Source organism: Mucilaginibacter flavidus (genome assembly GCF_024055575.1).
Classification (GTDB): Bacteria; Bacteroidota; Bacteroidia; order Sphingobacteriales; family Sphingobacteriaceae; genus Mucilaginibacter; species Mucilaginibacter flavidus.
Genome location: NZ_JAMXOE010000001.1, coordinates 469140 through 485642, shown reverse-complemented (window position 1 = coordinate 485642; position 16503 = coordinate 469140). Strand labels below are relative to the sequence as shown.

At 42.8% G+C, this 16503-nt stretch carries 17 protein-coding genes; 14 read left to right on the top strand and 3 right to left on the bottom strand.

Translation table 11 applies throughout. From position 1 onward, the window contains the following. The first annotated feature begins 42 nt into the window (after window positions 1-42). Window positions 43-1602, top strand: coding sequence for a capsule assembly Wzi family protein (locus NAF19_RS02195; protein ID WP_252788110.1), 1560 nt, complete (start codon window positions 43-45; stop codon window positions 1600-1602). Window positions 1603-1629: 27 nt separating this feature from the next. Here NAF19_RS02195 and NAF19_RS02190 read toward each other — a convergent pair whose 3' ends face one another. Next, on the bottom strand, window positions 1630-2541 hold the full coding sequence (locus NAF19_RS02190) for a hypothetical protein (protein WP_252788109.1): 912 nt from the start codon (window positions 2539-2541) through the stop codon (window positions 1630-1632). 149 nt (window positions 2542-2690) lie between these two features. Between NAF19_RS02190 and NAF19_RS02185 the strand changes: the two genes are divergently transcribed. Further along, entirely contained in the window at window positions 2691-3206 is a 516-nt protein-coding gene (locus NAF19_RS02185) for a hypothetical protein (protein ID WP_252788108.1), read from the top strand. Between the two features lie 71 nt (window positions 3207-3277). Here NAF19_RS02185 and NAF19_RS02180 read toward each other — a convergent pair whose 3' ends face one another. After that, on the bottom strand, window positions 3278-3427 hold the full coding sequence (locus NAF19_RS02180; RefSeq protein ID WP_252788107.1) for a hypothetical protein: 150 nt from the start codon (window positions 3425-3427) through the stop codon (window positions 3278-3280). A 175-nt stretch (window positions 3428-3602) separates the two neighbouring features. Between NAF19_RS02180 and NAF19_RS02175 the strand changes: the two genes are divergently transcribed. The 4 genes from NAF19_RS02175 to NAF19_RS02160 all read left to right on the top strand — a co-directional run bounded on the left by NAF19_RS02175 (window position 3603) and on the right by NAF19_RS02160 (window position 6943). Next, window positions 3603-3986, top strand: coding sequence for a response regulator transcription factor (locus NAF19_RS02175; RefSeq protein ID WP_252788106.1), 384 nt, complete (start codon window positions 3603-3605; stop codon window positions 3984-3986). A 109-nt stretch (window positions 3987-4095) separates the two neighbouring features. Continuing rightward, window positions 4096-4965: a carbon-nitrogen hydrolase gene (locus NAF19_RS02170; RefSeq protein ID WP_252788105.1), complete on the top strand. Its 870-nt coding sequence runs from the start codon at window positions 4096-4098 to the stop codon at window positions 4963-4965. A gap of 136 nt (window positions 4966-5101) precedes the next feature. Continuing rightward, the gene (locus NAF19_RS02165) at window positions 5102-6139 is read left to right on the top strand and encodes an agmatine deiminase family protein (RefSeq protein ID WP_252788104.1); all 1038 of its coding nucleotides are present in this window, start codon (window positions 5102-5104) and stop codon (window positions 6137-6139) included. A 438-nt stretch (window positions 6140-6577) separates the two neighbouring features. Then, window positions 6578-6943: a LiaF transmembrane domain-containing protein gene (locus tag NAF19_RS02160; RefSeq protein ID WP_252788103.1), complete on the top strand. Its 366-nt coding sequence runs from the start codon at window positions 6578-6580 to the stop codon at window positions 6941-6943. Window positions 6944-6999: 56 nt separating this feature from the next. Here the strand turns inward: NAF19_RS02160 and NAF19_RS02155 are convergent, their stop codons facing one another. After that, window positions 7000-8145: a hypothetical protein gene (locus NAF19_RS02155; RefSeq protein WP_252788102.1), complete on the bottom strand. Its 1146-nt coding sequence runs from the start codon at window positions 8143-8145 to the stop codon at window positions 7000-7002. Window positions 8146-8216: 71 nt separating this feature from the next. Here NAF19_RS02155 and NAF19_RS02150 point away from each other — a divergent pair, with 71 nt between their 5' ends. The 8 genes from NAF19_RS02150 (at window position 8217) to NAF19_RS02115 (ending at window position 16455) form a co-directional block, all read left to right on the top strand. Then, window positions 8217-9122, top strand: a complete 906-nt coding sequence (locus NAF19_RS02150; RefSeq protein WP_252788101.1) for an SAM hydrolase/SAM-dependent halogenase family protein — start codon at window positions 8217-8219, stop codon at window positions 9120-9122. 195 nt (window positions 9123-9317) lie between these two features. After that, window positions 9318-10157 (top strand): LiaF transmembrane domain-containing protein, encoded by an 840-nt coding sequence (locus NAF19_RS02145; protein WP_252788100.1) that lies wholly within the window; start codon window positions 9318-9320, stop codon window positions 10155-10157. 169 nt (window positions 10158-10326) lie between these two features. After that, a complete protein-coding gene (locus NAF19_RS02140; RefSeq protein ID WP_252788099.1) occupies window positions 10327-11364 on the top strand; it encodes a sensor histidine kinase in 1038 nt (345 codons plus the stop codon). A gap of 2 nt (window positions 11365-11366) precedes the next feature. Further along, a complete protein-coding gene (locus tag NAF19_RS02135) occupies window positions 11367-12116 on the top strand; it encodes a LytR/AlgR family response regulator transcription factor (protein WP_252788098.1) in 750 nt (249 codons plus the stop codon). A gap of 1 nt (window position 12117) precedes the next feature. Next, window positions 12118-13296, top strand: a complete 1179-nt coding sequence (locus NAF19_RS02130) for a DUF6794 domain-containing protein (RefSeq protein ID WP_252788097.1) — start codon at window positions 12118-12120, stop codon at window positions 13294-13296. Window positions 13297-13491: 195 nt separating this feature from the next. Beyond that, window positions 13492-14193 carry a L,D-transpeptidase family protein gene (locus NAF19_RS02125; protein WP_252788096.1) on the top strand — a complete coding sequence of 234 codons (702 nt, stop codon included), beginning with the start codon at window positions 13492-13494 and terminating at the stop codon, window positions 14191-14193. 198 nt (window positions 14194-14391) lie between these two features. Continuing rightward, complete coding sequence (gene namA, locus NAF19_RS02120; RefSeq protein ID WP_252788095.1) at window positions 14392-15456, top strand: NADPH dehydrogenase NamA; 1065 nt, start codon at window positions 14392-14394, stop codon at window positions 15454-15456. Window positions 15457-15594: 138 nt separating this feature from the next. Continuing rightward, the gene (locus NAF19_RS02115; protein ID WP_252788094.1) at window positions 15595-16455 is read left to right on the top strand and encodes a UbiA-like polyprenyltransferase; all 861 of its coding nucleotides are present in this window, start codon (window positions 15595-15597) and stop codon (window positions 16453-16455) included. Window positions 16456-16503 lie beyond the last annotated feature (48 nt).

Sequence of the window (16503 nt, the reverse complement as noted above, 5' to 3'; positions counted from 1 at the left end):
AATAGTTATTTTGGTGCGGTGTAAAATCCAGCCTGCCAGCTTATGAAAAAACTAATAATACTGCTTGTAATCACATATTTTTCAATCAATTTAAGCAAAGCGCAGTCTGTTTATATTCCTTACTCTTACCAGCTCGACCAGAAATTTAATTCGGATATTTATTCGGTAAAAAGTTCACTGCATACATCGTTAAAGCCTTTTTTAATCGACAGCACATTAGCGCCAACTTACAACGCCATTATGAACCGCGGAGTTGACAGCAGCCGCAAAACCTGGATAGTGCGTAAGATATTTAACGAACACGTTTTCGACGTGAAAACAAAAGACTACACCTTTTATGCCGACTACCTGCCCGACCTGATGATGGGCCGCGATGTTAATGATAAGATCAATACTTATATGAACACCCGCGGTTTTCAACTTGGGGGAACGATTGGCAGCAAGGTGTCGTTTTACAGTAGCGCGTTTGAAAATTCGGCCAGGTTTGCCGGCTATTATAATGATATAGTAAACAAATATGCGTTTGTACCTGGCCAGGCTTATAACCGTAATTATAACGGCATTGCGCTGGGCAGCCAGGACTGGTCGTACGCAACGGCTGTGATTTCGTACACGCCCATTAAACAATTAAACATTACGCTTGGTACCGACAAAACTTTTATTGGCGATGGCTACCGGTCGCTGCTGCTGTCGGACTTTGCCGCCAACTACCCGTTATTGCGGTTAACCGCAAACATTGGCAAAGTACAGTATATGGTAATGTGGGCGTACCTGGCCGATATAAACGCCGTGCATTTTGACAATTACGGCAGCAACCGCCGTAAATGGGCCGCTTTCCATTACCTTGACTGGAACGTAAATAACCGGCTGTCATTAGGCGTATTTAATGCCGTAATAGCGCAGGAAGCCGATGATAACGGTACCCAGCACGGGTTTGATGCCAATTTATTTAACCCCTTATTTTTTGCCAGCTCAATAGGGCCAAAGGCTCAACCGGATAATGTGCTGGCAGGGTTTACCGGTAAATATAAAATATTTGATAAAACCGCTGTTTACGGGCAGTTACTAATGGATAATACCAATACAGACGGTTACCAGCTGGGCGTACGTGGTGCCGATTTGTTTAATGTAAAAGGATTTAACTATTTGGTTGAGTACAATACCGTAAAACCTTTTGCCTACACCAGCCCGCAAATAATTACAAACTATACCGATTACAGTGAACCCCTTGGCGACCCGTTAGGTGCAAACTTCAGGGAGTTTATCGGCATACTGAATTACTCGATAGGCAATTTTGATTTTATGGGCCAGGTTAATTACGCCCAATACGGCCGCAACCCGGCAGGACAGAATTATGGCAACGAGTTAACCTATACATCAACTTCAGCATCAACCACCGAAACAAAAGTAGGGCAGGGTATACCCACTAAGTTTTATTTTGGCGAAGCAACGGCATCATACCTTATCAACCCGAAATATAACCTGCGCTTTGAACTGGGTGGCCTGGTACGCAAAGAAAGCAACGACCTGGGCGTCCGTAACACGGTACAGGTAACTTTTGGCCTGCGCAGCACATTCAGGGCTATTTATCACGATTTTTAGGCAAGGCTTTAGCCTATTTTTTACCTGTTAAAATTTTAGCGCCACGCCTGTTTCAAAATAAAATATGCTTGTGCTATCTGATAGCCGGGCGGTTATGGCTTTTGGCAGCGTGTTGCCGACAACGGCATAGGTTGGCGTAAATTGAAAAATAAGGCTCCCGGTTTTATATTCTACGGGTATTGACAACTCGTAATCAAGTATTTTGTATTGACTAAGCTGGCTGGTATATTGCGCTATAACTTTGTTTTGGGCGGCGGTGCGTTTTGCATTTTTGATGTTTTTGCGCTGTAAATAAGAATCGTAAAAATTTTCGGTACCGGTGTTTAAGGTTATACTGGGCGAGACAAGAAACAAGTCGCTGTCACCGAAAACACCATTCACCATAAAATCGTGGCTTATTCCCAGGTTTAAAAATATATCATTATTAATGCCTTTGGTGTTTAAATTATAATCGGCGCTTAATGCTGTAGTTAATATATCTCCAAAATCGTAGCTTAAATTGGCGTTAAACGTGCTGCTTATTGACGAGCCGACCTGGGTACTTGCTTTATTATAAAACAGCTTGCTATACGATGCCCCGGCCGAAAGATCGTCGGTAATATCAATGTTGTAGCCCGCAGAAATATCGCCGCCGTCGAGCTTTTTTTTCTTTTGCTGGGGCAGCACGTTAAGGCTGGCTGAAAAATAGATACCCGCTGCCAGCGTGTATTTTACCTGCGGAATAATAGCCGGTGTGCGTACGGTATCTGCCCGGCCCATAAAAACATTATTATTTGAGTAGTTGACACCAATCTTTATTGAAGAGACGCGGGAGTTGGTTTTATCATCGGGCTTAACTTTTTCGGCATCACCAGGTAAGGAACCTGTTTGGCAAAAAGCTGTAGCAGTAAATACAAGAAATAAGATCGTAGAAATTAATTTAGGGTGAGGTTTTAACATATGATATTATAATAATAGGGATATTTTTAGTTATGACGGTTTAATGTGTAAAAAGGTTTAATATTTCGAACATTAAATATGTATTTTCCGTTAAACCTTTTAATTTTAATCGCGTCAATAATACTCATTTAAAAAAACAACTTAACATTATGAAGAAATTAGTCCTATCAGGTGTTGCCATGATTTTTACAATTGCAGCATTTGCACAAACCAGTACCCCTGTAGCCGCTACGCCCACCCCGGCTGAAAAAACACAAATGCAAGATTTGCGCAAAGATGTGCGCGCGTACGACAAAGACAAGGCCGACGCTAAAGCTGCTAAAAAAAGTGGCGACCTGGCGACTGCCAAAGCAGACCTAGCCGCAGCAAAAACTGAAAAACAAGGTATTAAAGCTGATGCCAAGATACTTAAAAGCGAAGGCGTTGACCACCCTGTAGCGCTGGCTGACAAAGAAATTAAAAAAAGCGATATAAAAGAAGTTGAAGCTGATGTTGCAAAAATAAAAACCGACAAAGCAACTGAAGAAAAGGACAAGGCAGCAAACGATGCGACAGCACTTAAAGCCGATAAAGCAGCCTTGAAGGCAGACCGTAAAGCACTAAAAAAAGCTATGCACGAGGCCCGTCGCGATGGTGTTAAACATTCAGCGCACCACGCCAAATAATATTAAAAAAATTTATAAAATATCCGGGGCGTGTAATAGCGCCCCTTTTTTGTTTGAAAATTTTAGCGCTGTTATCTATTCCTAATCCTTATCCGGCGGGCAAATATTAAACCAAGCGCTGCTCCGACCCCCATACCCACGGCAAGATTGTTAACTGCCAGGCCTATTGCAGCTCCAATAACCAATCCACCGGCAAAAAATAACAGCTTGTTTTTGAACATTATGATAAAGGTAAGCTTTTGTTACCAATTCACTTCATGGGCATAATTTGCCGCCAAAATCAAATAAAAGTGCGCAGGTGCCGTTATATATTAACTAAATAATTAAACCGATTGCTAACTTATAAGTCTGTTACGTATAGCCGAAAAACATACCCAACCAAACTTCTAACTAACTATGCGAAAACGGATTTTAATGCTCGACGACAACCAGGACGTGCTGGATATTGTAAAGGAAGCGCTATCATACGAACGATTCGAGGTAACCATCACTTCGGAGACTGAAAATATTATTGAGAATATACAAGCCCATATGCCCGACCTGTTGATGCTCGATTATAAAATGAGCGGCACAAGGGGCGATGAGATTTGCCGGGAGGTGAAGGCCCATCCACAATTAAGCAATATACCTGTAATAATATGCTCGGCTTATTTAAATAAGGACGATTTGCTGGCCTGCGGCTGCGATGCCATTATAACCAAACCTTTCGGTTTGGAAGAATTGGTTGATACGGTGAACGGGTTGATTTTTAGTGATCAGAGATTAGAGGCTGGAGATTAGTTAAAGGCGGCCTTTTTATCTTGAGACTTAATCTTCATTTTACAATCTAATCACCAAACTCTAACCTCTAATCTCTAAAATTCCTTATTTTTGCGCAAATTTTAGCGGGATGAGTAAAGTAAACGTGGGCATTGTACAAATGACGTGTACAGCCAACAAACAGGAAAATTTAGATAAAGCTATTGTTAAAGTGCGTGAAGCCGCCCAAAAAGGCGCGCAGATAGTTTGCCTGCAGGAGCTTTTTACATCGCTTTATTTTTGCGATGTAGAAGATTACGATAATTTTAAACTGGCCGAGGCCATTCCCGGCCCATCGAGCGATGCGCTTTCTGCTGTGGCTAAAGAACTTGGCGTGGTAATTATTGCCTCGTTGTTTGAAAAACGCGCACAAGGCATTTATCATAATACCACCGCAGTTTTAGATGCCGACGGGGTATATCTTGGTAAATATCGCAAAATGCATATCCCGGACGATCCCGGTTTTTACGAGAAATTTTACTTTACCCCGGGCGATTTGGGATACAAAGTTTTTAAAACCAAATTTGCCACTATAGGCGTGCTTATCTGCTGGGATCAATGGTACCCCGAAGCTGCACGTATTACAGCCATGATGGGCGCCGAAATATTATTTTACCCTACGGCCATAGGCTGGGCCACCACGCAGGACGAAGCAACCAATGTTGAGCAATATAACGCCTGGCAAACCATTCAACGCTCGCATGCGGTAGCAAACGGCGTGCATGTGGTAAGTGTGAACCGCGTTGGCGAAGAAGCCGGCGTTAAGTTTTGGGGTGGTTCGTTTTTTGCCAATCCATTTGGTGCTTTGATACACCAAACATCAACTGATGACGAGGAAGTAGTGGTTGAAGAGTTGGATTTAAATAAGTCGGATTATTACCGCAGCCACTGGCCTTTCATGAGGGACAGGAGGATTGATTCGTATCAGCCGATAACCAAAAGATTTCTGGACGGGGATTAAAACCCACGCGTCATTGCGAGGTACGAAGCAACCTCTAAACTGTACAGAGCGAACTTTGAAAGTTGGCGACTTGTCCTTAGTAGAGGTTGCTTCGTACCTCGCAATGACGGGCGCATAAAATTACATATCATCACCCATGACTACTCCGAAGCAAGACAATTTCCACTTCCCCGCTGAATGGCACAAGCACACTGCTACTTGGCTTAGCTGGCCACACAAGGAGGCTTCGTGGCCTGGTAAGATAGATTTGATATACCCAAGGTATTGCGAGTTTATTAAAGTTATAAGCGAAGGTGAGTTGGTGCGCATCAACGTAAAGGATGAGCAGATGGCCGCTTTTGCCAAGCAGCAATTATTGGCTGCCGGGGTTGATTTAAAACAAATTGAGTTTTTCGAATTTGAAACCAACGATGCCTGGTGCCGTGATCATGGTCCTGCATTTTTGATAAATACTGAAACCAAACAAAAGGCCATTGTTGATTGGGATTATAATGCCTGGGGCAATAAATATCCGCCGTTTGATTTGGATGATGTTATTCCAACAAAAATAGGGGAGCGGTTTGGTCTGCCGGTTTACCACCCCGGTATTGTAATGGAAGGTGGTTCGGTTGATTTTAACGGGGCCGGTACTTTAATTACCTCAACAGCCTGTTTGCTTAATAAAAACCGTAACCCGCATTTAAATCAGCAGCAAATTGAAGAATACCTGCAAAATTATTACGGCGTTGAGCAGGTTTTATGGGTAGGCGAGGGCATTATTGGCGACGACACCGATGGCCATATTGATGATACTGTACGTTTTGTAAATGAGGATACGGTTGTTACCGTTATTGAAGAAGACAAAAACGACGCTAACTACCAGTTACTGCAGGATAACCTTGAGATGCTGAAGAAAATGCGCCTGCCGAATGGTAAAAAGCTTAACATTGTTGAGCTGCCAATGCCGCGCGAAGTGATATATGAAGACCAGCACCTGCCGGCATCGTACGCTAACTTTTATATTGCCAACTCGGCGGTGGTTATGCCTACCTTCCGCTGCGACAGGGATGCTATAGCTCTTTATATTCTACAGGGTTGTTTCCCTGACCGGAAGGTTGTGGGTATCGATTCGACCGATATTATATGGGGGCTGGGCAGCTTTCATTGCTTGAGCCAGCAGGAGCCGGAGGTGTAAGAGAAGTAACTTTCAGGTTTCCTTTTTGTTTCTTTTTTCTACAATTTATCGGTCACACAAGGCCTTTTATTCATCAAGTGTAAATTAGATTAACCTGTAATTATCTCACTATCAAATTTTTATACGATATAATCAAATAAGATCAATCGTTTGATCTTATTTGGTTTTTATATGGACCGGTAAGCTTTCGCCGCCTGAGTGCAACAGGGCCAAAGCCTTAGATCGATAAACGGGTGTCACCCTGAGGTTCTCGAAGGGTGAGCGCAGAGGCCTTTGCCCGCATGCTTCGAGTGCCTCAGCATGACACCCCTTTTTAAACCTTCCATTTTCACCGACACTTTTTAGCCGCTTACCGATTTCTGTTAATACCTCGCCAATATTCCGTTGTCCACGCCTTAATACTGCCGTAATATTGGGTAAGATTTAAAACTAAAAACAATGGAAACTAACATAAATAACCCCGCAAAATATAATGGTAAAACAATGGCCGGTATCATCATCATTATTATTGGTGGTTTATTACTCATCGACCAGATGAACTTGTTTTGGATACCAGATTGGGTAATTAGCTGGCCCATGGCTATAATAGCTTACGGTTTGTATATGGGCGCTAAATATAATTTCAAAAAAGCAATTTGGGTGTGGCTGATAGTGTTTGGTACAGCCTGTTTGCTAACCGATAACATTAACGATGCCGACAGGGTTGTGTGGCCGATGGCCATAATAGGCTTGGGTGCATGGATGGTGATGAAACACAGCAGGCACGCCGATGACCAATACCACGAGCCAATTTACAAAGCATAATTTAAAGATTTTTCATAGCGGTTGAGAGCTGCCCCGGGTAACTGGGGTGGCTTTCTTTATTTATACAGCGAATACCATGGGATATTCAATAATCCGTTTTTTAAGTAGACATTAATTGATCCGCCTTCGATATAGCTGTTGTAAGTAGCATGCGAAACTTCAATATCCCTGGGCTTTTGGTCACCATCCCAGGATGCAAGCTTTAAATGGTAATGTGCACCTTTGTTATGCTCTATCCACTTATTATAAACTGATGTTTGAATTAGTTTGGGGCTTGATTTATCAAAATCGCAGTTGATATGAATTGTACTTCCGTAACCATATAAAAGCCCGGCAATCAGCATAATTATGATTTGGCCTTTTACCGGCAGCGCATCGTTGACGCTGGTTTTAAAAAACAAAAAAAACAGCGTCGCTGCAATTCCAAAAAATGGTAGCCAGGCGTTTTGATGGTTATATATTTCGAATTCGGACAATGCCGATATAAACAAAATAAAAACAGGTGGCAATACACCCACCATAATGAATGGATAAACGCTTCGCTTGCTGTTAGATACGAATTTTATCAGCGGGTTTAGCCCGGTAATCAAAACTCCGGCTAACGGGTAGCCCATTAATAAATAAACTACAAAATTATTTTGGGACGCTATTCCAAAGGCGCCAAGCACCACGCCAATAATGCTGTAAACAACTGCTACTATTTTTGCTGCAGTAAGTTTGCGCTTACGTTCAATTTCCGTAGCTCCCAGCCTTGGGTCAGTTAATACTTTAGCCTGCTGATCTTTTAAAGCTGCTGCGTCAAGGTCGGCGAAGTTCTCTTTAAGCCAACTCGTCAAGTCTTCTGAATCAGGATAATCGATGTAATTGTTTATTGTGATTTTTTTGTAGTCATCTGAAATCGGGATTATTGAGATGTATTTTTCGCCAATACTTACGCCCTTCACATTTATTGTAAGCAATTTCCGTTTGCCTGTGATATTTATTTTCACAATATAATCCGCGGATATGATGACTTTGCTGATGAACTGGCTTATTACCACCAATATGCCGAACAGTGTAGATAATAGAGGGAATAATATTAAGGCAGGCTGGTCCTTAACCTGTGATTGGATAAATCCGATATCGACAAATAGGGCAAACCCCACGGCCATCGCACAATAAAATATTTTCCAATAAAATGACCGGGTAAATTCTACTTCCATCAATAAAAATTGTGATAGGCTAAATATATTAAAAACCATTAATTTGTACCCGTAAATATTAATCCCGCGGCATGAATAAAGATTTACGAGCGATTATCTCGCTGATACTGATTTTGGTATCAGCAAAATTCTCATCGGCACAAAACAAAATAGTTGTTTTCCAGTCCGATTTTGGTTTAAAGGACGGCGCCGTTTCGGCAATGAAGGGCGTGGCTATGGGTGTTTCGCCTGATTTGAAGTTGTTCGACCTTACGCACGAGATTCCCGCTTACAACATCTGGGAAGCGGCCTACAGGCTGGAGCAGACCGTAAGGTATTGGCCCGCAGGGACAGTTTTTGTATCGGTAGTTGACCCCGGGGTTGGCACTGCCCGTAAATCGGTGGTGTTGAAAACAAAGAGCGGCCATTACATTGTAACACCTGACAATGGTACCTTAACGCTGGTAGCGCAATCATTAGGTGTTGCCGAAGTAAGGGAAATTAATGAAGCTATAAATCGCCGTAAGGACTCGCAAAAATCATACACCTTTCATGGGCGCGATGTATACGCATTTACAGCCGCTCGGCTGGCTGCCGGCGTTATCACCTATGCGCAGGTTGGCCCGGTATTGCCGGCAAAAGTGGTGAGCATATCTTACCAGCAGGCGGTAATAAATAGTAAAATTATTAAGGGCGATATCCCGGTGCTTGATGTGCAATACGGCAACGTTTGGACCAATATTTCGGGTACATTATTCAATAAACTAAACCCTAAATATGGCGATATAGTACACGTAACCATCTACAATAAAGGCAAGCAGGTTTACAAAGGCGATATGCCCTACAGCCAGACTTTTGGCGAGGTGAAAGAGGGTAAAACACTGGCTTATATCAATAGCCTTTTGCAGCTTTCATTCGCCATAAATATGGGTGATTTTGCGAAGACTTACCACGTAAAAAGCGGTGCCGATTGGAGTGTTGAAGTGGGGTTAAATTGAGTGCAAATTTAAGCCTTCAGTCGGGTTTGTCATCAACGCCTCCTAGTTTTACAGGGAAAAAGATTAAGCCTGTCAACTTTTTCACCGACACTTTACATTATCTTACCGACATCTTTAAATATACCACCAATTTTTGTTTGCCATACTTATAATGTTACCTTAGTTTTGGATAAGATTTAATTTGCTAATAATATAATGGACAACGATATAGTACAGCCCCAAAATCCCCGCAATGGCAAAGCCCTGGTTGGGATTATTTTACTGGTCATAGGAGCCATGCTGCTAATCCGGCAGCTAGATTTCTTTTTTATCCCGGGTTGGTTATTTAGCTGGCCGATGTTTCTGATAGGTTTAGGCCTTTACATCGGTGCAAAATCCAATTTTCATAAGCCATCGTCATTTATACTGATAGCCCTTGGTACTTTATTTTTGATAGGAGAGAACGTCAATAACTCTGGTCGTATTGTTTTCCCGCTTGGAGTTATAGCTTTTGGTTTATGGATGATATTAAGACGTCATCATCATTTTGATAAAGAAAACTGGAAGAAGGATTTTAAAGGAAACTGGGGCAAATGGGACGGCAGCACTTATGTGCCACCAACTCCCGTTGAGCCAACCGTTGACTATACCACTACAGGCGACTACACTAACGCAGGTGTTCCTCCTGGCGGTCCTTCACCATACCCGCCAACAGGCGACGATTATTTGGATACCGTTTCGGTGTTTGGCTCGGTAAAGAAAACCGTGCTATCGAAAAACTTTAGAGGTGGCGAAATTGTAAACGTTTTTGGCGGGGCGGAGCTTGATTTTACCCAGGCTGATATCAACGGAAAAGTTATCATCGACATCACCCAGATATTTGGCGGCGTAAAAATGATTGTTCCACCACACTGGCAGGTAGTACCTGATATTGCCGCTGTATTTGCAGGGATAGAGGACAAGCGGATGAAGAGCACCGCAAGTGTTGGGAGCGAGAAAATATTAGTGTTGAAGGGAGTTTCGATCTTCGCTGGAGTCGACATTCGCAGTTATTAATGGAAGTCCGAAAATGCGAAGTGTTTAACGGCCTTCGCAAAACGTTAAAAAACGAATAATTAACTAATTGACAATTAACTAAACTGATTCCGGCCTATTCTGTCTTTTCCGACTATTCTGTCTTTACTGACTTTTCGGACTTTACCGACTTTCCGGACTGCACCAAAAAATGGCTATCACAAACCACATAAGTACACCACGCCTTTATGCTGCCTTTGCCGCCTGCGGATTGGTATGGGCCGGCCTGCAAACTTATGTGGTGCATAGTTTTGGTTTTATTTGGTACATCGCATCTACCGAGGGTTTAGTTTGCTCTATATTATTGGCATCGGCCTGCTGGCTCATCAATAATAACCTGCGCTACTATCAGCCCGAAAAAGGCAACTACCTGAACATATTGATTTGGATAGCTGCACTTGGTGCCATATGCACATTTGGCGCAAGGTGGATACTTCCGTTTTTGGCCACTGGTCCGGCATATACCAACTTTTTATTAAACTCGTTAACCATACGCTTTTTCATTAACTTTTTGGCGATAGGGTGGGTGGCCATGATCAGCATGCTGTATTACACCCAGCTGGACCAAAAGGAAAACGAAAAACGCAAAGCCGAAGCGGAACAGCTGGCCCGCGATGCGGAATTATATAACCTGCGCCAGCAATTGCAGCCCCACTTTTTGTTTAACAGTTTGAACAGTATAAACGCCCTGATTGGTTTTAAACCCGACGAGGCGCGCCGGATGATACACCAGCTATCGGACTTTTTACGTGGTACATTAAAAAAGGACGACCAGCAGCAGGTACCGTTAACCGAGGAACTTACCCATCTTAACCTTTACCTTGATATTGAGAAAGTTCGTTTTGGTCACCGCCTACAAACGGAGATAAGTTGCGACAAGAGTTCGGGCGAGGCGGTACTGCCTTCGATGCTTTTGCAGCCAATTGTTGAAAATGCCATAAAATTTGGCCTGTACGATACTATTGGCGATGTGGTGGTAAGTATACGTGCCGAAATGGATGGCAACTACCTGATACTGATGGTACAAAACCCATACGACCCACAGACATCAAGGCCGCGTAAAGGCACCGGTTTTGGCCTCCGCGGGGTACAACGCCGACTTTATTTGCTTTTTGCACGAAATGATTTGATGGAAACTCATGCAAATGATAATATATTTACAACTATTATTAAAGTACCGCAGTTATAAATATGAAACGTGCCTTAATTATTGACGATGAGCCTTTGGCCCGTATGGTTGTATTAGAGTATTTGCAGGCTTATCCGCAAATTGAAGTAATGCAGGAATGCAATGATGGTTTTGAAGGCCTCAAAGCCATTCAGCAATACCAGCCCGACTTAATTTTCCTGGATGTGCAGATGCCCAAAATAAACGGGTTTGAAATGCTGGAGCTGGTTGAAAACCCACCCGCTGTTATATTTACTACAGCATTCGACGAATACGCCATTAAAGCATTTGAGGCACACGCGGTTGATTACCTTTTAAAGCCCTTTAATAAGGACCGTTTTAACAAGGCAATAGACAAATACCTTTCTTCCTCGGTTTCCGAGCCTGCACCTGCAAAAAAGCATACCGAGGATTTGCTCGAAACCGCATCGCACTCGCCGGCGCAGCATGAGCGTATTGTGGTGAAAACCGGTACCAAAGTGAAGATTATCCCTGTTCAGGATGTGTTGTACCTGGCTGCCGATGACGACTATGTTAGCGTTTACACTGCAGAAGGCTCGTACCTGAAAAACAAAACCATGAACTTCTTTGAGCAAACACTCGACCCTAAATACTTCGTGAGGGTGCACCGTTCATACATCATAGCCATTCAGCAAATTACCCGTATCGACCCTTATGAAAAGGACGCTCACCTTGCTATACTAAAATCTGGCGCTAAGGTGCCGGTTAGTAAAACGGGATATGTGAAATTGAAGCAGGTGTTGGGGATATAGGGTGATTTCGGATGTAGGATGTTCGATTTCGGATTTATTTAATTCAAATTCTCCAATTATGCTGTCCCGGCTGCTGATATGCTTGTTTCTTTTAATAATATTCCGGCCTTGCTATGCCCAGGAAAAAGGAGTTCCTAAAAACTTAAAGCAAGCAGTGCGGATATTAGAAATAGATTGTCCTGATGTTTTAAAAAGCACGATAAGGCGTACCCGTAATGATAGTTTAATAAATCTTTGTTATCCGTGGGGCGATTCTCAAACAAGCTATAAAACAGTAGAAGAATGGCTAACCGGGGATAATGAAAATGTCAAACTTGATAAATACCTAATTGGCAAGGGCATTTCTGATAATAAACATAAGCAAACAATCGTATTAATAGCATTCAAAGAGACGCTTTTCAAGCGGCCGGTAAACGAAGACGCAATAATTAAGCCTTACCTGGATATTGAACTAAAGGGGGCGAAAGAAGATAGGATACGTTACACAACCGATAGTTTAAGAGGCTTTTACATTCCCAAAGATTTACAAGACTGTTTTAGAAAACTGAATCAATTTTTCGACGATACCACAAAAGCGAATATAAAAAAATTATCGGAACGGGAATTTGCAAGCAGGTACCATAGGAGTTTCGGCATGTGGCTTAGAAATAATTGGGGATTGTGGGGAGGGTCCAGACTTTCTCAATATTTTCATGAATTGGGAATCGATTTCGCAGAAGATATGAGCGGGATAATTTTCGATAGTTATCATAGAGATTTACTGGGGACACAAATTAAACTTGCGGAACAGGTTAAGTTTTATAAAGATTATTGGGAAACAGCCAGGCAAAGAGCATTAAAAGATAAGCAGGAGGAATTTGCCAATTATAAGCTTGGTGATACCGTTAAGTACGATTATCCGTATGGTTATGTATCTAAAAAGCAAGAAGAAGACGCTGATAAAGAGAGTTGCATTTCGAAGGGGATAGTAGTTCAAAAAGATTCAAAGAATTTTTTCATTAAAGTTAAAGTTATAACCACCTGTGATATAGACGGAATAATTTCGTCTGACAATAAAGATTGGCTCACATTCAACAAGGTAACTAAAAAGTGGGAAAAGGAAAAAAAACGGGTAATCATAAAATCTAAAGAAACCGCTGAAGTATGGTTTAGGTACAAGGATTGGAAGTATAATGAGTGAGATTTTATAAGCTGACAAATAATTTACTCTCCAAATTATCAATTTACCAACCCTCCGGTAAAGCAGGACTTTGCAGCAATTTAGTTTTGGGGATTGACTTAAAGGGCGACAGGTATATTCTTTTAACTATTTTTTTAGTTTAAATCATAATATTACTGAAAGGCAATCGTTTACGATTGAAATAAACCTTTCGTGATGCCTAAAATATTTATCCTGTTGTTGATGAGCGTGCTGCTCATCAAACCCAAAAATAATTTGCCCGATAGCCGCCGCGCCAAAACCGTGCGTGAAACCGTTTGGCCAAAACTACAGGCGGAGTTTAAAAGTAAGGGTTTAAACCCTAAATCTCCTATTTATATAAGGCTATTTAAAGATTTGTATTTGCTGGAGGTTTGGGTTAAAAAAGGTAATAAATACCAACTCTTTAAGCCGTACACCATTTGTACCTATTCCGGCGGCTTAGGTACAAAAATTGTGGAAGGCGACAATAAAAGCCCGGAAGGGTTTTATACCATCGGGCCGAAGCAACTAAACCCGGTGAGCAATTATCACCTGGCCATGAATGTGGGTTACCCCAACAAGCTGGAACGTTTAAAAGGCTATACCGGTAATTCTGTTATGATACATGGCAATTGCCTGTCGGCCGGGTGTTATGCCATGACCGATGCCGGCATTGATGAGATATACACCCTTGTTTATAACGCGCTTAAAGCCGGACAGCAAACCGTGCAGGTTGATATTTTTCCGTTCCGGATGGATGGGGAGCACATGAAAAAATATGCAGCCAGCCGCTCAATACCATTTTGGAAGACGATTAAACCGGGGTATGATTTTTTTGAGAAGAATCATGTACCTGCGATGGTGGGGGTTAGGGCGAGGGAGTATGCTTTTAATTAATTCTTTAGAATAATTGTAATTGCGAGCGAGGAACGAGCGCGGCAATCGCGAACTATGCAGAGCGGCCTTGATTAGTTCGCGATTGTTTCGTTCCTCTCAACGACAAGATGGCGAAGTTCGCATCATCCCGCCGTAAAAATCACGTTCCAATGTGAAATTTGTCGCTGCGCTCTCCCATCTTTGCAAAAAAAACGAATCATGCCACATCTATTCTCTCCTATAAAAATAAAAAATATCGAGTTCAAGAACCGCCTGGTGGTATCGCCCATGTGCGAATACAGCTGTGTTGACGGTTTTGCCAATAACTGGCACTTAGTGCATTTGGGCAGTCGTGCCGTTGGTGGTGCAGCTTTGGTAATTGCTGAAGCAACCGCTGTTTCGCCGGAAGGACGTATTTCGCACGGCGATTTGGGCATCTACAAAGACGAACATATTGAAAAGCTGAAAGAGATAACTGATTTTATACATCAAAATAGCTCGGTAGCCGGCATACAACTGGCACATGCCGGGCGCAAGGGCAGTCACGAATTGCCATGGTTGGGTAATGCATGGTTGGCACCGGGACAGCTAAATGGCTGGCAAACGGTAGCCCCAAGCCCGGTTCCGTTTGCTGCGACCGAAGATGCACCACTGGAACTTGATAAAGCCGGTATTGAAAAAGTAAAAGCTGATTTTAAAGCGGCAGCCGCGCGTGCTTTAGCTGCAGGTTTTAAAGTGATTGAGATCCATGGGGCGCACGGTTATTTGATTAATGAATTTTTATCGCCATTAAGCAATCATCGCACTGATGAGTATGGCGGTTCGTTTGAAAACCGGATCCGTTTTTTGCTGGAGGTTATTGAAAGTGTAAAGGAAACCTGGCCCGAAGAAAACCCCTTGTTTATCCGCATATCATCGAGCGACTGGACGGAAGGCGGCTGGACTGCCGATGATTCGGTAGCACTTGCCAGGATTTTAATTAATAAAGGTATCGACCTGGTTGATTGCTCATCTGGTGGCAACGCATTAGCCAGGATACCATTAAAGCCGGGCTACCAGGTTGAGTTTGCGGAAAAGGTGAAGAAAGAAGCCGGAATATTGACCGGCGCAGTTGGATTAATAACCGAGGCCAAACAAGCCGACGACATCATCCAAACCGGCCAGGCTGATTTGATAATGATGGCCCGCGAGTTTTTGCGCGATCCATATTTCCCGCTGCGTGCTGCGCACCAGTTAGGTCACGAAGTAAAATGGCCCGTTCAGTACGAAAGAGCGAAATGGTAATGATTTTTAATTAATTTTGAATGTTCCTCTTCAACTTGTCATTGCGAGGTAGGAAGCAACCGCGAACTTTGCATAGCGCTCTGTATAGCATGCGGTTGCTTCGTACCTCGCAATGACAAAGAGGCTTAGTTTAGATACATGAAAAAGTACCTGTCATTAGTTACGTTTACGCACACCATTTTTGCAATGCCATTTGCCTTTATCGGCTATTTTTTGGCAGTTACTACCACCAGTTTCCGGTTCGACTGGGAGAAGCTGGTGATGATGATTTTGTGCATGGTTTTTGCCCGTAATTCGGCCATGGCGTTTAACAGGTACCTGGACAGGGATATCGACTCAAAAAATCCGCGCACCAAACAGCGCGATATTCCATCAGGACGGATAAGCCCGACATCGGCTTTAACATTTACGATAGTTAACTGCCTGCTGTTTATAATTACCACCTGGTTTATAAATAATTTGTGCTTTTACCTTTCGCCGGTGGCATTGCTGGTGGTGTTGGGTTATAGCGCCACCAAACGGTTTACAGCACTTTGTCACCTGGTGCTGGGTTTGGGTTTATCGCTGGCGCCAATTGGGGCGTATTTGGTTATTACGGGGCAGTTTGCTTTAACACCGCTGTTTTTCTCGTTCGCAGTGTTGTGTTGGGTAAGCGGCTTTGATATTATTTACGCCCTGCAGGATGAAGATTTTGACCGCAGCGAAAATCTGCATTCCATACCCGCTTGGCTGGGCAAGGTAAATGCCTTAAGGTTGTCTACCTTTTTACATGTGCTATCGGCCTTGTTTGTTATTGCGCCTGTATTTTTAACGCCGGTTGGGTTTGGCTATCTGTATTATGCCGGGATAGTTTTCTTTTGCGCAATGCTGATTTACCAGCATTTACTGGTGAAACCCAACGATTTAAGCCGGGTTAACTTTGCATTTATGACTACGAACGGTATTGCAAGTGTAGTGTTTGCGGTGTTCTTTTTGTTGGATAGGTTGTGGATTAGATAGTCCATACCAGTCCGTTATGCCGAATTTATTTCGGCACCCCATTAGAAA

Bases quoted from the DNA above. Each gene is read 5' to 3' on its own strand.
- NAF19_RS02195 (WP_252788110.1), top strand. From the start codon at position 43: ATGAAAAAACTAATAATACTGCTTGTAATCACATATTTTTCAATCAAT.
- NAF19_RS02190 (WP_252788109.1), bottom strand. From the start codon at position 2,541: ATGTTAAAACCTCACCCTAAATTAATTTCTACGATCTTATTTCTTGTA.
- NAF19_RS02185 (WP_252788108.1), top strand. From the start codon at position 2,691: ATGAAGAAATTAGTCCTATCAGGTGTTGCCATGATTTTTACAATTGCA.
- NAF19_RS02180 (WP_252788107.1), bottom strand. From the start codon at position 3,427: ATGTTCAAAAACAAGCTGTTATTTTTTGCCGGTGGATTGGTTATTGGA.
- NAF19_RS02175 (WP_252788106.1), top strand. From the start codon at position 3,603: ATGCGAAAACGGATTTTAATGCTCGACGACAACCAGGACGTGCTGGAT.
- NAF19_RS02170 (WP_252788105.1), top strand. From the start codon at position 4,096: ATGAGTAAAGTAAACGTGGGCATTGTACAAATGACGTGTACAGCCAAC.
- NAF19_RS02165 (WP_252788104.1), top strand. From the start codon at position 5,102: ATGACTACTCCGAAGCAAGACAATTTCCACTTCCCCGCTGAATGGCAC.
- NAF19_RS02160 (WP_252788103.1), top strand. From the start codon at position 6,578: ATGGAAACTAACATAAATAACCCCGCAAAATATAATGGTAAAACAATG.
- NAF19_RS02155 (WP_252788102.1), bottom strand. From the start codon at position 8,145: ATGGAAGTAGAATTTACCCGGTCATTTTATTGGAAAATATTTTATTGT.
- NAF19_RS02150 (WP_252788101.1), top strand. From the start codon at position 8,217: ATGAATAAAGATTTACGAGCGATTATCTCGCTGATACTGATTTTGGTA.
- NAF19_RS02145 (WP_252788100.1), top strand. From the start codon at position 9,318: ATGGACAACGATATAGTACAGCCCCAAAATCCCCGCAATGGCAAAGCC.
- NAF19_RS02140 (WP_252788099.1), top strand. From the start codon at position 10,327: ATGGCTATCACAAACCACATAAGTACACCACGCCTTTATGCTGCCTTT.
- NAF19_RS02135 (WP_252788098.1), top strand. From the start codon at position 11,367: ATGAAACGTGCCTTAATTATTGACGATGAGCCTTTGGCCCGTATGGTT.
- NAF19_RS02125 (WP_252788096.1), top strand. From the start codon at position 13,492: ATGCCTAAAATATTTATCCTGTTGTTGATGAGCGTGCTGCTCATCAAA.
- namA (WP_252788095.1), top strand. From the start codon at position 14,392: ATGCCACATCTATTCTCTCCTATAAAAATAAAAAATATCGAGTTCAAG.
- NAF19_RS02115 (WP_252788094.1), top strand. From the start codon at position 15,595: ATGAAAAAGTACCTGTCATTAGTTACGTTTACGCACACCATTTTTGCA.